A 21,449-nucleotide genomic window follows, 5' to 3' on the forward strand; every position below is an offset into this window, starting at 1 on the left:
AGCGGACTTTGAGGAATGGCGATGCTTATACCGTTACAGAAGTCATAAATGCGTAAAAAATGCGTTGACATCTTAGATGACAGTGTATAAACTTATATGTAAGTTAAAGTTGAGAGTCTAGTTGAGCGTGAGAAGTGAGTTGAGTTGAGGAAGCAGAGCTGAGATGTCATAGGGAAGGCAGGTAGGCCTTCGTCTATTTTTCTATGCACATTAAGCCCAGGGTTTCTGGGCTTTTTTATTATATTTTGGCTATTCCTACCCTTTTTAGAGTAGGAATATGCTCTCCTCATCTCCGCTTCTTTCTTTTTCAAAAATGAAAGGAGAGGAAGACCACATGTATTATCCCCCCATTGAAAAAGCAGTAGAGCTTGCTGCTGAGTATAACTTGATTCCCGTACGGATGACGTTCATGGCGGATCAGGAAACCCCAATCAGTATTTTTCAAAGACTAAGATGCGATGGCTCATTTCTTCTAGAAAGTGTAGAAGGAGGCACCCGCTGGGCACGCTATTCTTTTATCGGCTTAAATCCATTAATGACCCTGGAAGCGAAAAACGGTAAAGTTAGAATTCAACATCGCGGCTTGCCGCTCATTGAGTCGACAGAACATCCTGTTGAACGACTTCGCCAGGAATTGCAGAACTTTCGAAGTCCGGATGAGCTGGATTTCCCTCGTTTCTCAGGAGGGGCAGTAGGCTATTTCGGCTACGATATTCTTCGTTATTATGAAGAGCTTCCTGAAGCGAAAAAAAATGATTTAGATATGGACGACGTGAAGTTTATGTTTGCTGACGAAGTCATCGTATTTGATCACCTGAAGCAAGAAATCCAAGTCATTGGCCATATCTCGGTTGATCCCAACGACCAGCCAGAGGATATAGAGAAAAATTATCAAGCTTGCTGTGAAAGAATTAAAGCACTAGCACGCAAGACACGCAATCTGGGGAACTCTCCGAGGGATCTCTATGTCCTTCCAACCGGATATGCACCAATCGCGGTTCAATCGAATCTAACTCAAGATCAATTTATAAAAATGGTGGAAAAAGCGAAGGAGTACATATCATCTGGGGATATTTTTCAGGTGGTCTTATCCCAACGTTTCGCCATTGAGGATGTACCTGATCCGTTTCATGTGTATCGGGTGCTGCGGTCACTGAATCCTTCCCCTTACATGTACTTTTTGCAATTTAACGAAGACGAAATTCTCGTGGGGACTTCGCCTGAACTATTGGTTCGGGTGGAGGAGGGGAAGGTAGAGAACCGCCCGATTGCAGGAACGCGTCCTAGAGGAAAAACCGCACTTCAAGATGAAGAACTGAAAGCGGATCTTCTCGCCGACCAAAAGGAGAGAGCCGAACACCACATGCTCGTCGATCTTGGACGCAATGATATCGGGCGAGTTTCAAAATACGGGACAGTCAAGGTTGAACAGTTGATGGAAGTGGAGATGTACTCCCATGTCATGCATATCGTCTCGCACGTAACAGGCAGGCTGCAGGATGACAAGGACGCTTTTGACGCTTTGGTATCGTGTTTCCCTGCAGGGACGGTATCAGGGGCTCCGAAGCTAAGAGCTATGGAAATTATTGCAGAGCTGGAGCAGGAAGCACGTAATGCATATGCAGGAGCCATTGGGTATTTTAGCTTCTCTGGCAACATGGACTCCTGTATCACGATTCGTACGATTGTATTTAAGGATGGGAAAGCCTATATTCAAGCGGGAGCGGGCATTGTTGCCGATTCTGTCCCTGAAAAGGAATTCGAGGAAACGGAAAATAAAGCCAAAGCGTTAATTCGTGCCATTCAGATGGCTAAGCAGATTCAGAGATTAGAGGAGGATGATGAGTATGTTTCAACCGCTACTCAATAAAGTGGTCGATCTGAAGCATTTGAGCCGAGAAGAGTCTAAGGAAGCGATGAACTTAATTATGTCAGGGGAGGTTTTACCTTCCCAGCTGGCTAGCTTTCTTACCGCAATGAAGATTAAAGGGGAGACTGTGGAAGAGATTACAGGGTTTGCCCTGACCATGCGAGAAAAAGCGCTGAAAGTCCAAGTTCCTTCCCAAAACCTGATTGACACGTGCGGAACAGGGGGAGACGGGGGAATGACCTTTAATATCTCTACAGCTTCGGCTTTTGTAGCGGCTGCAGGAGGCGCACGTGTTGCTAAGCATGGGAATCGGGCAGTTTCCAGCAAAAGCGGCAGTGCAGATGTGCTTGAGCAATTAGGGGTGACCATTCAGTTGGGAGAGGAAGAAGCCAAGCAGTGTTTGGAACAAACCAACCTTTGCTTTATGTTTGCACCATTCTATCACCAGGCAATGAAGCATGCGGTTGCCACGCGTAAAGAAATTGGTTTCCGCACGGTATTTAATCTGCTCGGACCGTTAACCAATCCAGCGCAGGCCGATCGCCAATTAATAGGTGTATATGATGGAAGCTTAGCGGAAAAAGCAGCCCATGTTTTACGTGAGCTGGGGCTGGTCAGATGTCTGATTGTGGCGGGCGAAGACGGATTGGATGAAATCAGCATTTCGGGTCCCACAAAAGTGGTAGAATTAAAGGATGGAGAGATCCACTCTTATTACCTGACTCCTGAGGAATTGGGCTTGGAGAGCTATCCAGTTGAGGCTGTGTCCGGAGGAAAGGCTGAAGAAAATGCCTCCATCATTCACCGAGTATTCTCAGGCCATCAGGGAGCTGACCGGGATATCGTATTGGCCAACAGTGCGGCTTCGCTGTATCTGGCAGAACAAGTCGAGTCGATACAAGAAGGAGTCCGACTAGCGGCAGAAATTATTGATCAAGGACTTGCGTTACAGAAGCTAGAGCAATTAATCAATGTCACAAGGGGGATGTCCCGTGCTTCATAAGATAGTGGAACAAAAGAAAAAAGAGATAGAGGTATTAAAACAGGAGCTTAATTCGAACCAGGCGGAGAAAATCATAGCGGATCTTTTGCCGACACGGCCTTTTGTCAACCGGTTGATCCAAAGCCATCGCCCGGTTAGTGTAATTGCGGAGGTGAAGAAGGCTTCCCCTTCCAAAGGGATCATTCGCCCAGACTTTGACCCTCTTGCCATTGCAGCGGCTTATCAAAAGGCTCAAGTAGATGCCATGTCCGTCCTGACCGATGTAACGTTTTTCCAAGGCAGCAAAGAATATTTGCAGCTTATCCGCCAAGAGAGCGATACTCCCATTATCCGCAAGGATTTCCTGATTGATCCGCTTCAGGTGTATGAAGCCCGGATCATGGGAGCAGATTGCATTCTATTGATTGCTGCCATATTAACTCCTCAGCAATTAGCTGAGCTATCCTCTTTAGCGGAGAGCCTCGATTTAGATGTTCTAATTGAAGTTCATAGCCAAGAAGAGCTCGAACAGGTCTTGGCCAACACCAGTCCTTCTTTGATCGGGATCAATAATCGCAACTTGAAAACCTTTGAAACATCATTAAAGACAACGGAAGAGCTACTGAAGTATATCCCAACAGGATTACCTGTAGTAAGCGAAAGCGGGATTCATTCTTCAGATGATATTCGTTACCTGCGGAGCCTCGGAGTAAGGGCGGTATTGGTCGGTGAACACTTCATGCGCCAGCAGAATATCACGCAGGCGGTGGAGGAACTGGTAGGATGATAAGCGCCAAACCTCTCATTAAATGCTGCGGCTTTCAGGATGTCCAATCGATCGCTTACCTGGAGTCCACGGATGTTGATTTGGTAGGGTTCATCCTGGCTCCAAGCAAGAGGCGGGTTTCTCTTGATAAGCTCCCCTTGCTTTTAGAAGCCGTTCCGACTGGCAAAAAGAAGGTAGGAGTGTTTGTGAATCCTAGCTTGGAGGAGCTTCGCAGTCTTCTCAAGGAGGTTACCTTTGACGTGATACAGCTTCACGGACAGGAAACTCCGGCATTCTGCAGAGCATTAAAGCAAGAATTTCCTGTCGAAATTATTAAAGCTGTCCATATCGAAGCGGATGAACAAAGCAGCCTTCCCGATCAGGAGTATGGAGCGTGCATAGATTATCTTTTGCTGGATACATTTGATAAGCAAGCTGCGGGAGGAACAGGGAAAACCTTCCGCTGGGAGGTTATACCTGCCTATCAGCAATGGTGCGTACAATACGACGTAAAATTGCTCGTAGCCGGGGGCATTACGCCGGAAAACGTGGGCCAGTTGATTGGCGAATGGCCATTAGACGGAGTGGATGTGGCTAGTGGAGTAGAAACGGAAGGTAAAAAAGATAAAGAAAAAATCATGAGACTGGTAGAAAGGGTGAAGGAATATGGCAGCAGTGCCAAATGAGTTTGGCCGTTTCGGCGAGTTCGGCGGCAAGTATGTACCGGAAACCTTGATGAATGCGTTGGAGGAATTGGAACAGGCTTTTCAGGAAGCGAAGGAGGATGCTTCTTTTCAGGAGGAGCTGCAGCATCATTTAACCTTTTATTCCGGACGGGCCACTCCTCTTTATTATGCAGATCGGCTGACCGAATATCTGGGTGGAGCAAAAATCTATCTAAAGAGAGAAGACCTTAATCATACGGGAGCCCATAAGTTAAATAACGCGTTGGCCCAAGGCTTATTGGCTAAAAGAATGGGCAAAAAGAAGATTGTTGCCGAGACGGGGGCCGGCCAGCATGGAGTAGCGTCGGCAACGGTTGCCGCTAAGCTGGGCTTAGAATGCAAGGTGTTTATGGGGGAAGAAGACATTCGCCGGCAGCAGCTTAATGTGTTTCGCATGCAGCTGCTGGGTGCAGAAGTCGTACCGGTTAGCTCGGGAACCAAAACATTGAAGGATGCAACCAACGAAGCAATCCGTTACTGGGTCACGAATGTTGAAGATACCTTTTATCTAATAGGCTCTGTGGTTGGACCGCACCCTTACCCTGTGATGGTGCGAGACTTCCAACGAATCATAGGTGATGAAACTAAGGAGCAAATTCTTGAGCTGGAAGGACGCTTGCCTGATACGGTGGTAGCCTGTGTTGGAGGAGGAAGCAATGCCATGGGCATGTTTTATCCGTTTGTTCAAGATGAGGCGGTGAGGCTGATCGGAGTAGAGGCAGCAGGCCACGGGATTGAAACGGGCAAGCACGCGGCAACCTTCGCTAAAGGGACTAAAGGGGTCATCCATGGGTCGCTGACGTATTTATTGCAGGATGAATTTGGGCAAATTCAAGAACCGCATTCGATTTCTGCCGGCTTGGATTACCCGGGTGTGGGTCCTGAGCATGCCTATCTGAAGGAAATCGGCCGTGCAGCCTACCACCCGATTACAGATCAAGAAGCCCTTGAGGCACTTCAAATTCTTTGCAAGACAGAAGGAATTATTCCGGCCCTCGAAAGCTCCCATGCGGTTGCGGAGGCTATTAAATTAGCACCAGACCTTCCTTCAGACCATCTCTTGGTTGTTTGTTTGTCGGGGAGGGGAGATAAGGACGTAGAAGCAATCCAGCACCATCTGAAGGGGGAAAAGCAATGAATCGCGTGGCAGGAAACAACCCTATAGCGCAAAAGTTTGAAACCAAAAAGGGACCGTTGTTCATTCCTTTTATTACAGCGGGAGATCCTACCCCAGGGGCCACGGTAGAGATTGCTTTAGCCCTGGAAGAAGCAGGGGCAGATATCCTTGAATTGGGAGTCCCTTATTCCGATCCTTTAGCAGATGGACCTACTATTCAGCGCGCTTCCGCGCGTGCTCTTCGCCATCAGGTGTCCATTCGGGACTGCATTCGCATGGCTGGCGAAATGCGCCAGAAGGGATTAGCCATTCCAGTTATTTTATTTACCTACTTCAATCCCGTAATGCAGTATGGAATTGAGCGCCTTTTCCAAGAAATGAAGGAGAATGGGCTAAACGGTATTCTTATCCCTGACCTGCCGGTGGAAGAAAGCGGAGAAGTGAAAAAAGCTTCTGAAGCTTACGGTCTTCCCCTGATATCTTTGGTTGCTCCTACCTCAGAGAAGCGGATTCAGAAAATTGCCGAGCAGGCTGATGGTTTTCTCTACTGTGTTTCTTCGCTAGGAGTGACGGGGGCAAGAAGTGAGCTAGGAGCGGGCGTAGAAGCCTTCTTGCAGGAGGTCAGAAAACATTCGCGTGTTCCTGTTGCTGTCGGCTTTGGAATCTCTAGGCCGGAACAGATGGCTCAATTGGCTCCTCACTGCGACGGATTGATCGTCGGAAGTGCTTTGGTGCAGGTGATTGAAGAGGCCGGAGATTTGCTTGCAAAGGCGGATACACAAGCGGCAGGCTTGGAAAAAATAAAAATGTTTGTACAAAACCTAAAATCTGGAGTAAGATAAAAAAAAATTTACTCTAGGAGTGAGAGACATGATCCCAAAGAAGCAGATAGTCGATTTACCGGTCTACCAACCGGGCAAGCCAATTGATGAAGTTAAGCGGGAGCTGGGGCTGGAGCGCATTGTGAAGCTCGCTTCCAATGAAAATCCATTCGGATGCTCCCCTAAAGTAAAGGAAGCTATTGTGCCTGTGCTAGATCAGCTAGCGATCTATCCGGATGGTGCAGCCATGGATGTAAGAGAAGCGGTGGCCGAATTCCTCGGAGTTGACGGCTCACAGCTCATCTTTGGCAATGGTTCAGATGAGTTAGTCATGCTGACCTCCAGAGCGTATCTTGAACCTGGCGCCAATACCGTGATGGCTACGCCGACCTTTTCCGTGTATAAAACCACCGCAACAGTTGAAGGGGCGGATGTGATTGAAGTGCCGTTAAAAGACGGTGTCCATGACCTGAATGGACTTTTGGAAAATATCACGGAGCGGACAAGGGTCGTATGGGTCTGCAACCCGAATAATCCATCCGGGACGATCAATAGTGAAGCGGAAATCAAGTCCTTCCTTGAGCAAGTACCGAAAAATGTTTTAGTCGTATTGGATGAAGCCTATTATGAATATGTGACGGACGCTTCTTATCCCGAGTCGATTCAGTTTTTAGCTGATTACCCGAATCTGCTGATTCTTCGTACCTTCTCCAAGATTTATGGATTAGCGGGACTGCGAATCGGATATGGCATTGCTTCGCCGGATATAGTGGATAAGATCAACCGTGTCCGGGAGCCGTTTAATACAAGCAGTGTTGCACAAGTAGCAGCCATTGCTGCCATTAAGGATCAAGAGTTTGTTCAATCTTGCCGCACCACCAATGATAAAGGGCGCAAACAGCTTTACGCAGCCTTTGATGAAATGGGTCTTTCTTATTACCCTTCCCAAGGGAACTTCGTTTTGGTGAATACTGGACGTGATGGGAATGAAATTTTCCAAGCCTTATTAAGAAAAGGTTATATTGTGCGCTCAGGCGTAGCGTTGGGCTTCCCGACATCCATTCGTGTGACGGTAGGCAATGAGGAGCAAAATGAGGGATTCCTCTCTGCTCTGCGTGAGGTGTTATAAGTGAAAAAAGTAGCGGTATTGGGAGTGGGACTCATCGGTGGGTCCCTCGCCCTTTCCTTTAAAAATGAGAATATTGAGATTATAGGTTTTGATGTAGATTCAGAAAATCTGCAAAAGGCACTGGAACTGGGCGTCATTCATAAAGGGACTCAACATTTAGCAGAGGCGGTTCAACAAGCCGACTTTATTTTTCTTTGCTCGCCTGTAAGCAAATTATTTGAACTGATATCTTTCCTTCGCTATACGCCGTTGAAGGAAGGAGCGATCGTGACCGATACGGGGAGCACCAAGTCGTCCATTGTCGAATGGACCCAAGACTTCCAACAGAGGAAGGTTCATTTTATTGGAGGGCATCCCATGGCTGGCTCCCACAAATCCGGCGTGGAAGCGGCGCATGACCGTCTTTTCGAAAATGCTTACTATGTATTGACTCCAGTGCAAGGCGTACCGGATGAAGCCGTCTCCTCATTGAAGGAGTTGCTCATGCCGACAAAGGCAAACATCGTCGTCCTGGATCCGGAAGAACATGATCGAATTGTAGGTGCGATCAGTCATTTCCCTCATATTATTGCTGCGGCTCTCGTGAATCAGGTCGATCGCTACAGTGAACATACACCGTGGTACAACCGTCTGGCTGCAGGCGGATTTCGCGATATTACCCGAATTGCCTCCAGTAATCCGCGGATGTGGCGGGATATTTTGCTGCACAATCGCAAGGTGATGCTATCCCTGGCCGAGGATTGGAAGAAGGTTCTGGATGAGATCATTGGCTTTGTGAAGGAAAGCGACGGTCAAGGAATAGAAAACTTTTTCCGGGAAGCACGCGATTTTCGCAACCAGCTGCCAGAGCGCAAAAAAGGAGCGATTGCTCCCTTGTATGATCTTTATGTCGATGTGCCTGACACACCGGGGGTTATCGGAAAAATTACGACTCTCTTGGGACACAAGCAAATCAGCATTACCAATATCCGGATTCTGGAAACCCGGGAAGATATCATGGGTGTTTTGCTGATCACGTTCCGAAATGAGGAGGATATGGAAAAAGCGCGTGAGGAATTAACCCGTGATGGCTATCGGGTGTATTCTCGAGAATAGGGGGAAAAGATATGTTGACAACCAAGGCGGCAAAGCGAATTGCGGGGGATATCACCGTTCCGGGAGATAAATCGATTTCCCACCGTGCCGTAATGTTCAGCTCCATGGCAAAAGGAACGGCTAAAATCTACGGTTTTTTACCGGGAGCAGATTGTCTCAGCACGATCAGTTGTTTTCGGAAAATGGGTGTTTCTATCGAACAGAACGGAGATCAAGTGGTCGTTCAAAGCTCAGGTTTAGAGGGCTTGAAGGAGCCGCATGACATTCTTGATGTGGGAAACTCAGGGACAACGATTCGGCTGATGTCAGGCATCCTGGCAGGGCGCCCGTTTCATTCGACCCTGATTGGGGATGAATCCATTGCTAGACGCCCAATGAAAAGAGTCGTCCAACCGCTAAAACAAATGGGGGCTAGAATCGATGGACGGTCTGGCGGCGACTTCACGCCGCTAGCGATTCGCGGGGGCGAGCTGAAAGGGATCGAATACCGTTCACCAGTAGCTAGCGCACAGGTGAAATCTGCGATCATTCTTGCCGGTCTGCAGGCAGAAGGGATAACGACGGTGTATGAGCCGCATCTTTCCCGTGACCATACCGAGCGCATGCTGTCTTCCTTTGGCGTGGAACTGAAGTCGTTTGAGGGCGGAGTGTCCATTCAAGGCGGACAAGCGATGCAACAGCAGGATGAGATTCATGTTCCAGGGGATATTTCTTCGGCTGCCTTCATGCTGGCTGCTGCAGCGATTGTCCCAGGCAGTGAATTGACCATCCGTGGAGTGGGTGTGAATCCTACTCGTACAGGGATTATTGATGTTCTCTTAGAGATGGGAGCAGATCTGAAGGTTGAAGATGAAAGAATTCAAAACGGTGAGCCTGTGGCTGATCTCACGATCCGCTACGCTCCACTAAAAGGGATTGAAATTGGCGGGGCCATTATTCCTCGTCTGATTGATGAGATCCCGATTATTTCTATTATCGCTTCCCAAGCTCAAGGAAAAACAGTCATCCGAGATGCAGAGGAATTGAAAGTAAAAGAAACCAATCGCATCGATGTGATGGTTCAAGAGCTCAAAAAGCTGGGAGCTACTATCGAAGGAACGGACGACGGGATGATTATCCAAGGCGGAGCGGCACTGACAGGTGCCCGTTGTCACAGTCACGGTGACCACCGCATCGGGATGTCAATGGCCATCGCAGGATTAGTTGCTGAGGGTGAAACCTCGATCGAAGAAGCGGAAGCGATTAATGTTTCGTTCCCGGGATTTGAACAGATATTGAATAAAATTGCCGAGCAGTAGTAAGAAAGAAGAGGCTGTCCTTTTTGAGGGCAGCCTCTTTGGCTGCTTTATCCACAGGCAGGGAGTGTCAGCGTTACCTTAGTCCCTTGGCCAAGGGTACTATCGATGGAAATCGTTCCTCCATGCTTATCTATGATCCACTTGGCAATCGACAAACCCAGTCCGGTACCAGGAAAATGGCGGACATTTCCTCCGCGATAAAAGCGGTCAAACACCCGGTGAAGCTCTTCTGTTGGAATGCCGCCCCCGGTATCTTGAAGGGTGACTTGTATTTCGTGATGCCGGTGGGCAACGCGGAGCTCAACTGCCCCTGATGTAGTATACTTAAAGGCATTTTCCAAGAGAATGAGAGAGATTTGCTTTAGGAAATCTCGATTCCCTTTCAAGCGGATATGCTCAAGCCCCTCATTGATGGGATCCTGTCGAAAGACCACGTCTGGCTTAGCCATCGCTTCGGCTTGTCCTATCCAATCTTCCAGCCAATCGCTGAGCCGAATGTCTTCCATCTGAATAGAGTAGCCGGCATCAGCGCGGGCCAAAGCGAGCAATTGGTGCACCATTCGGGAGACTCGTTCGATTTCTTCTACAATGTCTTCCATAGCTTCTGTCGAAAGCACTCCCTTTTCAAGGTAGAGCTTTCTCAGAAAGTCCATATTGCCGCGAATCGTCGTTAGCGGGGTGCGAAGTTCATGGCTGGCATCAGCTACAAATCGTCGCTGGGCTTCATATGAATCCTCAAGCTCTCGATACATTTGCTCGATTTTTTCCATCATCGAGTTGATTTGGGCAGAAAGCCTTCCGATTTCATCCGGTGGACCTGAATAGCTGATCCTACGTTCAAGCTTTCCTTCTCTTTCGATTTCCGCCGTTGCTTCCATAATGCGCTGGATAGGGAGGAGGGCTTGCCTCGCTAAGATCCAGCCGAATAATGCTGATAGGGTAACCGTCGTTACAGCCCCGATAGCAAGAAGCCACCGAAGGTTGGCTAATGAACGGTGAAAGCCGTAAAGAGATTCCGCCACTTGAAGAACGCCGAGAAATTGCTTTTCGGAGACCAAGGGCAAATAATAAAGCCGGATTTGGGTACCTTGAACATTTTTCGTCTCAAAAAAAGAAGTCCCTTGTACGATATGCTGCAGTGCTTCTGTACTGATCGGCAGGGAATATTCACCCAATGATTCAGAGCGAGAAAGCACTTGGCCTTTTGGGTCGACAATCTGTACGAACAGCTCAGGCGAAGAAAAGACATCGATATCGGGAAGCACCAATCGACGCAGAGGAAAGGGGAAAATGTCTACAATTTCAATGGATTGATGGATCTCTTGGGCTCGTTCCTGAAGGTGAATGTCAATTTGATTCATTTCCCGATGGGTAAAAAATAAGTAAATATAGGTACAAAATAAAGAGATCACGAGCAGAAGCACTCCACTGTAATAAAGGGAAAGCTTCAGGCGTATAGGCATTTATCGACCCTCCCGCAGGATATAACCAAGCCCTCTGACTGTCTGAATGAGGCGTGCTTGCCCATGCTGCTCCAACTTTGAGCGCAAAGAAGCAATATAGACTTCAATGACATTGGATTCTCCCGCATAGTCATATCCCCAAACATGATGGAGAATTTGATCTTTGGATAAAACGATATTCGGGTTTTTCATGAAATACTCGAGCAAGTCAAATTCTTTGCCCCGTAGGTCAATCTTCTGGCCACTCCGCTTACACTCTCGGCTTGCAGAATTTAAGGTCACATCGGAAAAGGTGAGAATATCTTCCTTTTCTTTAGGCGGTTGATGTCTTCTGAGCTGAGCCCGTATACGCGCTAGAAGCTCGTCAAGAGCAAATGGCTTGACTACATAGTCGTCGGCTCCCATGTCCAGCCCTTTAACCCGTTCCTCTACCTCGTCCTTTGCTGTGAGCATGATGATTGGCACCGTGTTATTTATTCGGATTTCCTGGCAGATTCCCCAGCCGTCCAAGCCTGGAAGCATAATATCGAGAATGATGAGATCAAATGATTCCTCGTGTATAATCAGCAACGCATCTTCACCCGAGTGCACGACTTTGACTTCATAACCTTCATATTCTAATGAGCGTTTGAGCATCATTCCAATTTTATGATCGTCATCGACTACAAGAATGCGATCTTTTTGCATTAGAACTCACCTGCCTCAAGGAGTTAATGGTACATGGGCTTTACATAAGGGCGGCCAATGAAAATAACGGAAGTTTTTCCGACAATTTAACTTTTGGGATAGAAAAAAGCTCAAATAAGGGGACTTTCCCCTGTTATTGGGATAGCCCCCCAAAAAGGAGGGGCCAAACCCGCCATAACCCCTAGGATGGTGTGTCTAGCCCCGCTCTAAACCATTAATTACTATTATAATTTTTTTCCCCAATAATGACATTCAAATTTTTAAATTCTCCGTTTCGCATGAGAAGCAAAGAATGTTTTGATCCTACTTTGGTCTCCCCGATGGCTTTGACGAATTGATCGCTGCTTGTCATCTTTTGTTTATCCAATTCCACAATGATGTCCCCTTGCATAAGACCTGCTTTTTCTGCAGGGCTTCCTGATGCCACGTAGCCAACGACGACACCTTCTTTCATATCAGTCTCGAAGTATTTCGCCAGCTCTGGAGTTAAGTCCTGAATCGAGACTCCAAGCCAAGGGCGTGATACCTTTCCTTTATGGATAAGGTCTTCTAAGACGTCTTGAACGGTGTTGATAGGAATAGCAAAACCGATACCTTGGGCTTCAGCATTAATGGCTGTATTAATCCCTATAACTTCTCCATTTAGGTTCAGCAGAGGCCCGCCGCTGTTTCCAGGGTTAATGGAGGCATCCGTTTGCAGGAGGTTAGTAAATCGAGCCTGACCGATATTGAGCGGTCTTTGCTTGGCGCTAAGGACTCCTACCGTAACCGTATGGTCGAGCCCATAAGGATTTCCGATCGCTACAGTCCAGTCTCCAACGAGAATTTGGTCGGAATTTCCCATCTTGAGAACAGGCAAGTTCTTATCGGCATCAATTTTTAATACGGCTAAATCAAGCTCTGGGTCTTGGCCAATAATTTTTGCATCGTATTTATTTTCTGCGCCAATGATGTTGACTTTAATTTGCTGTGCCCCTTCTACCACATGGTGGTTCGTCAGGATGTATCCATCCTCACTAATGATGAATCCTGAGCCTAGCCCTTGTTTCTGCTGTTCAGGCATCGGATAGTCCCCGCCGAAGAATTGGCGGAAGAAGAGGTCGCGCTCACTCAAATTGGAATCCTGTGCGGACTGGGTTTCAATTTTTACGACGGCTGGTCCGACTTCTTCAACCATTCTTGCAATAATATTGCTATTCTTGGATTCCAAGAGAGAGGCCTGCTGTATGGATGAGATAGGAGCAGATACGGCTTGCGTAGGGATGTTTTCTGTGTTGTCATTAAAGTATGAAGCATTCTCTACACCCAACCAAAAGCTTCCTGTCAGCAAGGTGCCTGCCACAAAAGACAAAAATGCGGTTTTCCATGTCTTTTTCGTCATAATATTTTATCCTCCTTACATCTACTATTCTTATTTAACCCATTCAACCTTAAACTAAGCTGAAAAAAAGATGACAATTTTCCTGCTCTATTAGGAAGGCTTGTCATCTTTTTTCGTTTTCTTACATATCTATTACCAATGCCTGGACAGGGGGAGAAAGGAGAAGGGGAAAATTTGAATCGATACCTTGGTTATTTGTTTTTTAGCACAGGACTGTTATCTGCAATGGTTCTGGTCAAGCTCTGGGTGATTCCCTTTACCTTGTGGCATCTCTTTCCGCAAACAGACCTCATGTCAAGATTATATGAGGTGTTAATCATGGCTTTCGGAGGAGTAACGTTTCTCCTTTTTATTGTTTTTGGGTACTTGGGCAAGCATGCGTTTCATATAGATCTATCGAAACACCTGCTGCTCCATTTTATGATTCAGCTTCCTTTTGGATTGCATGCCATATTGCAGGAAGTGACGGATGCGAGACCTTTAATCGGAGTCGCGCGTGTTTTTGCGGAGGGCTGGTGCGGATTGGTCGGGGAACCTACAAGACTTTTATTTATGGTTTATCCGTGGACCGATATTTTTGCCATTATCGCTAGCTTCATCTTCTTAACTATTGGCCGGACAATTGAGATCGTTGATGAGGAAAGACGCTGGATCCAGCAAAGAAAAAAAATAAAGGTGGGAAGAGTATGAAGACCTTAATCCGCAATGCGACTCTCATCTATGGAGGGGGGACCAAGGCAGAAGATATCTTGATCGAGCATGGGCGAATCCGTGAAGTCAGATCCTCCATTGCCATCAGGGGAGACGAAACCCTTATTGATGGTACTTCTTTTTATGTTTTGCCTGGGTTTATCTCCGAGAATGCGAATGATCCTTCACTAGGAGTGACGACAAGGATTAAAACGGTTCGACTTTCTGATCCGCAACAGCTTAAGGAGAACGAGAGTCTGAACACAGAAGATAGCAGCGGGGACTATGTTTACCGGGTATCCCTGCCTGTCTTAACTAAGGAAGTCTTTCAATTTCTCATGCAAAAGAGGATAAAGGTGATTCGGCTAGAGGGTGAATTAGGGGGAAAAAGTCATTGGAGTAAGTTAGATTGGGAAGTTTGGGAGCAACGAATGCTAAGAGCGGGAATAGTTGCCGATATGGACGAGAATGACTTTTCTTATCTTTCAGGATTGTCCATCCCCCTGTTAATACCCTATGAAAAGTGGCGGAAATCTACACGTCCGAGAACCATTTTCAGAGTAACCGATGGGACAAAGGCACCATGGAAGAGTCAAATGAGTAGGATGGATCCAGTCGTAATGGGGGCTTATTGGCTTGATGCGAAGGATACCTTTCTTCCTAAATTGGAAAAAGAAATAGATGTCCTGAAGTATTTGGGGAGACTCGCTTATGTCCGCTCCCGGTTGCCCGCTAAAATGTTCGGGATTTATCCGGTTAAGGGCTCAATCAGTGTGGGAGCTGATGCAGATCTTCTTTTCGTGAGCAAGGATAGCCTGCTCCTAGGATCGAGCCAATCCCTGCAGTGGAGGACGATGGTTAAGGGGATTTTCCTAGATGAGCAAATGCATTCTGAAAACAATAGAGGGCAGTTTCTAATCGCCCACCAAACCTATGCTTATGCCTATTAGTTCCTTATATCTTCCGATTAAGATTTCCTTTTGGGGAGTCATTAATTGGAAGATATATTTTTTGCTTTTCTTTGCAGGAATATGGCGGGATTTGACGAATTGAAGATAAAAGAGAGTAAACAGGATTAATGCCCCATCTTTTTTTTTGTAATAGGATGAAACCTTTTTGCTTTGGAGTACGTCATTAACATGTAGAGAGAACAATGAATTGTTCAGTTTGCCGAGGGGGTAGGAGAATGTTGACTGATTCTCAATTAATCCGTGAAATAAAAGATGGCCGTGTAGAATATTATTCTGAAATCATCCAGCGTTATGAGAAACGACTTCTAGCATTTATCGTACATATGCTGCACAATACGCACTTGGACCATATGGCCGAAGATCTCTGCCAGGAAACCTTTTATAAAGCTTTTCGTAACCTGCAGTCCTTCCGGGATGTTGAAGCCTCTTTTTCGACTTGGCTATATACCATTGCTAGGAATACGGTCTTAAGTGAACTTCGCAAAAGCCGCAATTCCGAAGTTTATATTGAGGACAGCAAGGTGGATCCAAGCACTTCTTTGGATCGCTTGCCGGAATATGAGCTGTTGCGCACAGAACGGGAGAGGCTTGTACGCCTAGCCATCGAGAATCTTCCTGAAAAGCAGCGTTATGCCCTTATACTCAGAGAGTACGAAGATAAGGATTATAAGGAGATTGCAGATATTTTGGATTCGACTGTGAGCTCCGTTAAGTCTCTGCTTTTTAGAGCGCGAAGCAGCATTAAGACTCAGCTGGAATCCTATTTTACTGAAGCACAATGGGAGGAAGCTAAGGGAATGACGAAAACATGAAATGTTCAAACGCCATCCATCTCATGGCAGGCTATGTAGATCAGACATTACCAGAGCATTCGATGAAAGCCATGAAGCTTCACCTAAGCCAGTGCCAGGACTGTCAGATGGAATATATCATCTGGAAAGAAAGCAGCAAGCTGTTCCAGATGGATTTCTCGACCCTCCCGATCCCGGAGACATCCGCGTCCTCCGTGTCAGACGGAGTTATGTCACGGCTGGCTCGTGAAGATAAATGGATGTTTCCAATAACAGCACACGTGTTTGCCATCTCTCCTTCCGCGAAGAGATGGCTGACTACGTTATCGATTCTTTTTCTGCTGGTATTTGGAGTTTTAATGTATGGAACCTTTAATGTAGATCAAGCAGCTCAGACAGAACAGGGACAAGGGGAATGGAAGGAGCTTTCATCCTCTCAAGTGGTCATCGCCATTGATCAGCTTGTAGCCAATACCGAAGAGAAGGCCTCTACTGACATGAGGTATCGCTTAATGGCCAGTATTGGTGATCCATTGAATTTGGACCATAGCTCCTATACACCGCCTAATGCAGGTTTAGTGACTGGGTTTTTAGGTATAATGGTTACGGTAGTAACCATGAGCTGGCTATCGAGAGCATAATCATTATTCAAGCCGTTCTATTTATTAAGAACGGCTTTGTTTGCCTGTTAGAATACGTAACACGAGGAAAGCAATAAGTTTTGCAGATCGAGGTGATTGGGTGTACGGACAAGTTTATGACCAAATAGAAGAAGCTATGGGAAAAATTCGCACAGGGCAAGTCGCTGAAGGACTGGCTATCCTTCAGATGCTTATGGCCGAGGCAGGGGAACAACCGGATTTGCAGCTGCTGCTAGCCGATGTATTTTATGATCTGGGACATGTTGATACCGCTCTCTCCCTTTTGAAGGAAGCTGAGATTTATTTCGAAGAAATGTCAACCGATATGCAAATTGAGGCTAGAACCTTAAAAGCAGAAATCATGATAGATATGGGTGATCTGGACGAAGCGATGAATGAATTGCTTCTCTGTGTTGACTTAGAGCCAGATTATACACAAGCCTCCATTCTTTTGGCTGATATATACCTGATGCAAAATCTCCCCGAGGTTGCTTGTCGCCACTTAGAGAACGTTTTGGAGATCGAGCAGGATCAAGATGACGTCAGATTGATTCTAAGCGATCTTTATATTCAAATGGGCGATTTCGAGAGCGCACAGGAGCACCTGGACTATTTGACAGGCACGGAGCTTGAACACCGAGCCAGGTTAGGTCAAGCGAGACTCTGGAGTCAAATGGGGAAATTCGAAGAGGCCTACGAACTGTTTCTCCAATGCTGGAGAGACGGTTTTTCGGTCGAAGCGCTTTTTGGCTTGAGTGCGACGGCGCTCCAATTGGAACGAGTAGACGATGCCATAGATTATGCAAAAGAAATCTTGCGGGAGGATCCTTCCCATATTGGAGCTTATCAAATTTTAGCGGAAGCCTACCAATCAACGGGTCAGCTGGATGAAGCAAAAGAAGTCCTTAACACCGCTCTGCAACAAAGTGAACAAGACGAATCTTTAGTTTTAAAGCTCATCGAGATTACCTATGCAAAAGGAGAGCTTGAAGAGGCAAAGCGATACGTGGAACAGCTGCTAAAGCAGAATGATGAGCATGAGACAGCCTTAGAATGGAAAGAGAGATTACAAGGATTTCTTAATTAAAAGGGTGGCCCTAGAAGCAATTGCTTTTGGGGCTGCCTTTTTTCTTTTATGTACTCGAATAAATTCATTTGCAATAGGGTATAACCCTATATCAGATCGGTCAATAATGGAATTAGCAGGAAGGGAGGGATAAAGAAGATGCGATTGGCGGAAATGTTAAGCTACGCGGATATAGATCAGCTTCATCAATTGGCAAGTACCTATTCATGTGATTGCAATATCAATTCTAAAAATGAACTTATCCAGTCCCTACTTACCTCGATAAAAAGGGAAGCAAACATCATGGAACAGCTGGAGGCGCTCAGGAAAGAAGAATTTCATTTCCTAATGTATATTGTCTTTGATTCCAGGACGTCATTTTCCTTAGAGGACTTACGGGCAAAGGCAAAGTTTTCATATATGGAGAACCTCGATCGGGATACCTATAGGAAGCTGGTTACGGTGGCGCTGAAGAAGGGATGGATCTTTCGCGGCATCTCACGGAATGCGGTTTCTTCTTTTCAGGTTCCGGAAGATATGAGACAAAGCTGGGCAAATGCGATTTTAAAGATGGAATGCGGGGAACAGCCGCATTTGGCAGATCCCCCGGTTTACCGAGATGAAGGAAATGCCATTATTCAAGACCTTTGCCACTTTCTTCAATTTGTTCAGCGCCATCAGCCGCAGCTGACCTCGGACGGTGTCATTTATAAGCGAAATCAGCAGCAACTCATGGACCTGATGTCTGTTCAAGAAGAACTCATTGAAAAGGGCGGTTGGCGTTTTGGGTATGGTCGTCATTTCCGTGATTATCCGGACCGATTCTCCTTGATTTATGATTTCTGTTTTTATCGGGGCTATATTCATGAAGAACCTGGCAGTACCTTATGGCTCACGGCCGAAGCGGAGGAAGCCAATCAGCTGCCTCCTGAATTCTTATCGATGGAAATGTACAAGTTCTGGTTAAGGTTATACAAGCGTCCCATAAGCGGCTTGCCTATGTTTGCGCGGCTAATTGGAAAGGCAGCAGAGAGATGGATCAGAGAAAAAGAGCTTGTTCAAATTCTTTCACCGAGAATTCGTCCATATTACTATGATAATGAAGATAGTATTGCTAGAAACCGTATTTTAAAAATGATGGTACATCTGGGATTACTTCGCAAAGGGCTGATAGATGAAGAGGGTTGGGTGTTTGAAACGACAACACTTGGGAAGCACCTGTTAGAATCTGTCGAAGGAAATATGATGAAGGACATTGTGTTAGATAGGAAAAATGAAGGATAACTAGAAGTGATCTAGAAGAATAAATAATATCAATAGATGTTAGATACCCCTACACCAATAATAATCGGAATATTATGAGAATATAGAGGAGGGCTGCTCTGTGGGTGAAGCAGTGACCGTTTCTGCAAAAAAAGAGTTTATTCGTTGGTTTCTGAGTAAATTCCAGTTGAAGAAAAAAGAGGGAAGCTGGTTGTTTAATTATATGTTGTCTGATGAACGTCTTCTGGAGAAAGTTCATTTTACGGACGATCTGAGAAATCGGGAGAAAACGATGATCATATCAACAATCTGTTCACAGGCCACTCCATTTCAATTTCAGAAGACAACGAAGATATACTACGATGTTGAAAGAGCTTTTCATGACATTCGATTAAATCCGGAAGAGGATGTATACATCTCCCTATATTTTAAAGACCGGTTGTTATGTCCGCAATATCTAGCTGTGTTGGAGGGAAAGCCAATGGAAGGGCAGCGGGTAAGCCAGGATGATGTGATGAGTTTGATGGCTGAGATTATTATGGATAGAGCGATCCGCAAGCAAAGGATGAAGGTTCTCTATGACGAAATCGATCGCTCACTTGCTGATGGCAACCAAGGGTTGTTTCTGGATCTAACCAAGGAGTGGAATGAGTTGAAGCAGCTGGAGTGGGAACAGGAGAGTTGACAAGCACCGTTCGGTTAGCGAAAATACAAGGTAGTTGAGTAAAACTCGGAGACCCCGAGTTTTTTTCTGTATATTGAAAAGGGCGGTGGCTTAGTTGAGATGGACAGTTGAAGATATGACGACCTATGAAGGGGCTAAAGAATATATCGATACGGCATTGATTCCAGTGTATCATTTACATCCGGACGAATTAGGGGTAGCTAAGATTAAAGAGCAAAAATGGCTAGAAGAAATATGTGTCTATGCCGAGCGGCAGCTAACCGGTCGAATGGTGTTGTTTCCGACTTTGTATCTAATGGATGGACAGAAAGGAGTGCCCGCTTTTGACTCCAATCAATTTCAGTACATACAGTTCATTACGACGCAAACGGAAATGCACGAGAGTCTAATGGCATTAAAATTTCCGGTCTACTTGTTAGAAAGGAAGGAAGATGAAGAGGATCTAACGGAAATGGTGAGAGAGGGAAAAAGGTTGACTCAACAAATAATGGGTCTATGGAAAAAGTAGGGGATTCTTGTATTGTCCAAGGGTTGGAAGGACAAACTATCTATGGAAACCCTAAGTTGGTGGACCCCATGACGAGATCAGTGTCAAGAGAAGTCATAAAATGTTCACAAAACCTTTCAATCTGGAGTGGATTGTAATTTACAGTACAAGATATTCTTGACACTTTTCGTTTTCTTTCGCTATGATTGGAATGTCCTAGTTTCAGTGTGTATTATTCTGGGGTCCGAACGGACTTTTTCAATTAGAAGGATAGGAGGTCAGAGAGAAATGAGTAAGAAAGACATTTCCAGGCGGACGTTTTTGAACTACATGCTCATGGGTACCGGTGGGTTTTTAGCCGCTGGGATGATCACTCCCATGGCACGGTTTGCTTTGGATCCGGCATTGAAGGCTGATGCTGGCGAAGGAACCATGGTTCCTGTAACGACAGTGGATAAGCTAACTAACGAACCGCAACGCTTTGACTTTAAAGTTAAAGTGACAGACGGTTGGTACAAGACTGAAACCCCATTATCCGCTTGGGTGTACACAGAAGGAGACGATATTGTAGCTTTGTCGCCAATCTGTAAGCATCTAGGGTGTACGGTTCAATGGAATACAGAACCGAGCAAAGAGAATCACTTCTTTTGTCCGTGCCACTTCGGCTTCTACGAGAAGAACGGGAAAAACGTTCCGAACACGCCGCCGCTTAAACCGCTTGATCGGTATGCGTTCGAAGTGAAAGAAGGAAAACTATATCTTGGTAAACCTGAACCAAATCCTGTGTAGGGGGGGCGTAAATTAGATGATTAAGCAAATCTACGACTGGGTCGATGAACGCCTCAATATTACGCCGATGTGGCGCGATATCGCCGATCATGAGGTGCCTGAGCACGTTAACCCAGCGCATCATTTTTCAGCATTTGTATACTGTTTCGGGGGATTGACCTTCTTTATTACCGTCATCCAAATCCTATCCGGTATGTTTTTGACCATGTACTATGTTCCAGATGTAATCAATGCTTACGAATCCGTTAAGTATCTCCAAAACGAAGTGGCGTTTGGGGTTATCATTCGCGGTATGCACCACTGGGGTGCGAGTCTTGTAATCGTTATGATGTTCCTACATACTCTTCGCGTTTTCTTTACAGGGTCTTACAAGCACCCTCGCGAGTTGAACTGGGTTGTCGGAATGCTGATTTTCTTTGTAATGTTAGGTCTTGGTTTCACAGGATATCTTCTTCCTTGGGATAATACAGCCTACTTTGCGACAAAGGTAGGGGTTGAGATTGCAGCAACCGTACCTTTCATAGGAACCTTTATTAAGCATTTATTGACTGGTGGAGAAATTCTTGGTGCTCAAACGCTTGCTCGCTTCTTTGCGATTCATGTATTCTTCTTACCAGGTGCGTTGTTAGGGCTTTTAGGGGCACACTTTATCATTATTCGCAGACAAGGTATTTCTGGGCCTCTATAAAATCAAACTAAGTGAAAGAAGTTTACTGAAAACGCTCAAGAGGG

22 protein-coding genes are annotated in these 21,449 nt (G+C 46.0%); 19 read left to right on the forward strand and 3 right to left on the reverse strand.

The window, feature by feature from the left end; all coding sequences use genetic code 11:
- Positions 1-313 precede the first annotated feature (313 nt).
- Genes trpE through aroA form a run of 9 tightly spaced genes read left to right on the forward strand, consistent with a single transcriptional unit; the run spans position 314 to position 9,803 of the window.
- On the forward strand, positions 314-1,870 hold the full coding sequence (gene trpE / locus ABLT31_RS13090; RefSeq protein ID WP_462976489.1) for an anthranilate synthase component I: 1,557 nt from the start codon (positions 314-316) through the stop codon (positions 1,868-1,870).
- Positions 1,848-2,873, forward strand: coding sequence for an anthranilate phosphoribosyltransferase (trpD, locus tag ABLT31_RS13095; protein ID WP_367752164.1), 1,026 nt, complete (start codon positions 1,848-1,850; stop codon positions 2,871-2,873). Before trpE ends, trpD begins: the two co-directional genes overlap by 23 nt.
- Complete coding sequence (gene trpC, locus ABLT31_RS13100; protein ID WP_367752166.1) at positions 2,863-3,639, forward strand: indole-3-glycerol phosphate synthase TrpC; 777 nt, start codon at positions 2,863-2,865, stop codon at positions 3,637-3,639. Before trpD ends, trpC begins: the two co-directional genes overlap by 11 nt.
- Entirely contained in the window at positions 3,636-4,304 is a 669-nt protein-coding gene (locus tag ABLT31_RS13105; RefSeq protein WP_367752168.1) for a phosphoribosylanthranilate isomerase, read from the forward strand. Before trpC ends, ABLT31_RS13105 begins: the two co-directional genes overlap by 4 nt.
- A complete protein-coding gene (trpB, locus tag ABLT31_RS13110; protein WP_367752170.1) occupies positions 4,285-5,481 on the forward strand; it encodes a tryptophan synthase subunit beta in 1,197 nt (398 codons plus the stop codon). Before ABLT31_RS13105 ends, trpB begins: the two co-directional genes overlap by 20 nt.
- On the forward strand, positions 5,478-6,302 hold the full coding sequence (gene trpA / locus ABLT31_RS13115; RefSeq protein ID WP_367752172.1) for a tryptophan synthase subunit alpha: 825 nt from the start codon (positions 5,478-5,480) through the stop codon (positions 6,300-6,302). Before trpB ends, trpA begins: the two co-directional genes overlap by 4 nt.
- A gap of 28 nt (positions 6,303-6,330) precedes the next feature.
- Positions 6,331-7,410: a histidinol-phosphate transaminase gene (hisC, locus tag ABLT31_RS13120; RefSeq protein WP_367752174.1), complete on the forward strand. Its 1,080-nt coding sequence runs from the start codon at positions 6,331-6,333 to the stop codon at positions 7,408-7,410.
- A complete protein-coding gene (locus ABLT31_RS13125) occupies positions 7,411-8,505 on the forward strand; it encodes a prephenate dehydrogenase (RefSeq protein WP_367752176.1) in 1,095 nt (364 codons plus the stop codon).
- 11 nt (positions 8,506-8,516) lie between these two features.
- Positions 8,517-9,803, forward strand: coding sequence for a 3-phosphoshikimate 1-carboxyvinyltransferase (gene aroA / locus ABLT31_RS13130; RefSeq protein ID WP_367752178.1), 1,287 nt, complete (start codon positions 8,517-8,519; stop codon positions 9,801-9,803).
- Positions 9,804-9,850: 47 nt separating this feature from the next.
- Here aroA and ABLT31_RS13135 read toward each other — a convergent pair whose 3' ends face one another.
- The 3 genes from ABLT31_RS13135 to ABLT31_RS13145 form a co-directional block, all read right to left on the reverse strand.
- The gene (locus ABLT31_RS13135; protein WP_367752180.1) at positions 9,851-11,266 is read right to left on the reverse strand and encodes a sensor histidine kinase; all 1,416 of its coding nucleotides are present in this window, start codon (positions 11,264-11,266) and stop codon (positions 9,851-9,853) included.
- Positions 11,267-11,953 carry a response regulator transcription factor gene (locus ABLT31_RS13140; protein ID WP_367752182.1) on the reverse strand — a complete coding sequence of 229 codons (687 nt, stop codon included), beginning with the start codon at positions 11,951-11,953 and terminating at the stop codon, positions 11,267-11,269. It abuts the gene before it with no gap.
- A 214-nt stretch (positions 11,954-12,167) separates the two neighbouring features.
- Positions 12,168-13,334, reverse strand: a complete 1,167-nt coding sequence (locus ABLT31_RS13145) for a trypsin-like peptidase domain-containing protein (protein ID WP_367752184.1) — start codon at positions 13,332-13,334, stop codon at positions 12,168-12,170.
- A 174-nt stretch (positions 13,335-13,508) separates the two neighbouring features.
- On the opposite strand from ABLT31_RS13145, the gene ABLT31_RS13150 reads away from it, so the two are divergent.
- The 10 genes from ABLT31_RS13150 (at position 13,509) to qcrB (ending at position 21,405) form a co-directional block, all read left to right on the forward strand.
- Complete coding sequence (locus ABLT31_RS13150) at positions 13,509-14,024, forward strand: hypothetical protein (protein ID WP_367752186.1); 516 nt, start codon at positions 13,509-13,511, stop codon at positions 14,022-14,024.
- Complete coding sequence (locus ABLT31_RS13155; protein WP_367752188.1) at positions 14,021-14,974, forward strand: hypothetical protein; 954 nt, start codon at positions 14,021-14,023, stop codon at positions 14,972-14,974. Before ABLT31_RS13150 ends, ABLT31_RS13155 begins: the two co-directional genes overlap by 4 nt.
- Before the next feature lie 239 nt (positions 14,975-15,213).
- Entirely contained in the window at positions 15,214-15,807 is a 594-nt protein-coding gene (locus ABLT31_RS13160) for an RNA polymerase sigma factor (RefSeq protein WP_367752381.1), read from the forward strand.
- Positions 15,804-16,427, forward strand: coding sequence for an anti-sigma factor family protein (locus tag ABLT31_RS13165; RefSeq protein WP_367752190.1), 624 nt, complete (start codon positions 15,804-15,806; stop codon positions 16,425-16,427). The genes ABLT31_RS13160 and ABLT31_RS13165 overlap by 4 nt, the downstream gene beginning before the upstream one ends.
- 100 nt (positions 16,428-16,527) lie before the next feature.
- Positions 16,528-17,514: a tetratricopeptide repeat protein gene (locus ABLT31_RS13170; protein WP_367752192.1), complete on the forward strand. Its 987-nt coding sequence runs from the start codon at positions 16,528-16,530 to the stop codon at positions 17,512-17,514.
- 138 nt (positions 17,515-17,652) lie between these two features.
- Positions 17,653-18,777: a hypothetical protein gene (locus ABLT31_RS13175; protein WP_367752194.1), complete on the forward strand. Its 1,125-nt coding sequence runs from the start codon at positions 17,653-17,655 to the stop codon at positions 18,775-18,777.
- Positions 18,778-18,877: 100 nt separating this feature from the next.
- Positions 18,878-19,441: a YpiB family protein gene (locus tag ABLT31_RS13180; protein ID WP_367752196.1), complete on the forward strand. Its 564-nt coding sequence runs from the start codon at positions 18,878-18,880 to the stop codon at positions 19,439-19,441.
- A gap of 94 nt (positions 19,442-19,535) precedes the next feature.
- Complete coding sequence (locus tag ABLT31_RS13185; protein ID WP_367752198.1) at positions 19,536-19,949, forward strand: DUF2487 family protein; 414 nt, start codon at positions 19,536-19,538, stop codon at positions 19,947-19,949.
- Positions 19,950-20,216: 267 nt separating this feature from the next.
- Positions 20,217-20,717, forward strand: coding sequence for a QcrA and Rieske domain-containing protein (locus ABLT31_RS13190; protein ID WP_367752200.1), 501 nt, complete (start codon positions 20,217-20,219; stop codon positions 20,715-20,717).
- Positions 20,718-20,733: 16 nt separating this feature from the next.
- Positions 20,734-21,405 carry a menaquinol-cytochrome c reductase cytochrome b subunit gene (qcrB, locus tag ABLT31_RS13195; protein ID WP_129198939.1) on the forward strand — a complete coding sequence of 224 codons (672 nt, stop codon included), beginning with the start codon at positions 20,734-20,736 and terminating at the stop codon, positions 21,403-21,405.
- Positions 21,406-21,449 lie beyond the last annotated feature (44 nt).

It is taken from the genome of Ammoniphilus soli (assembly GCF_040813775.1).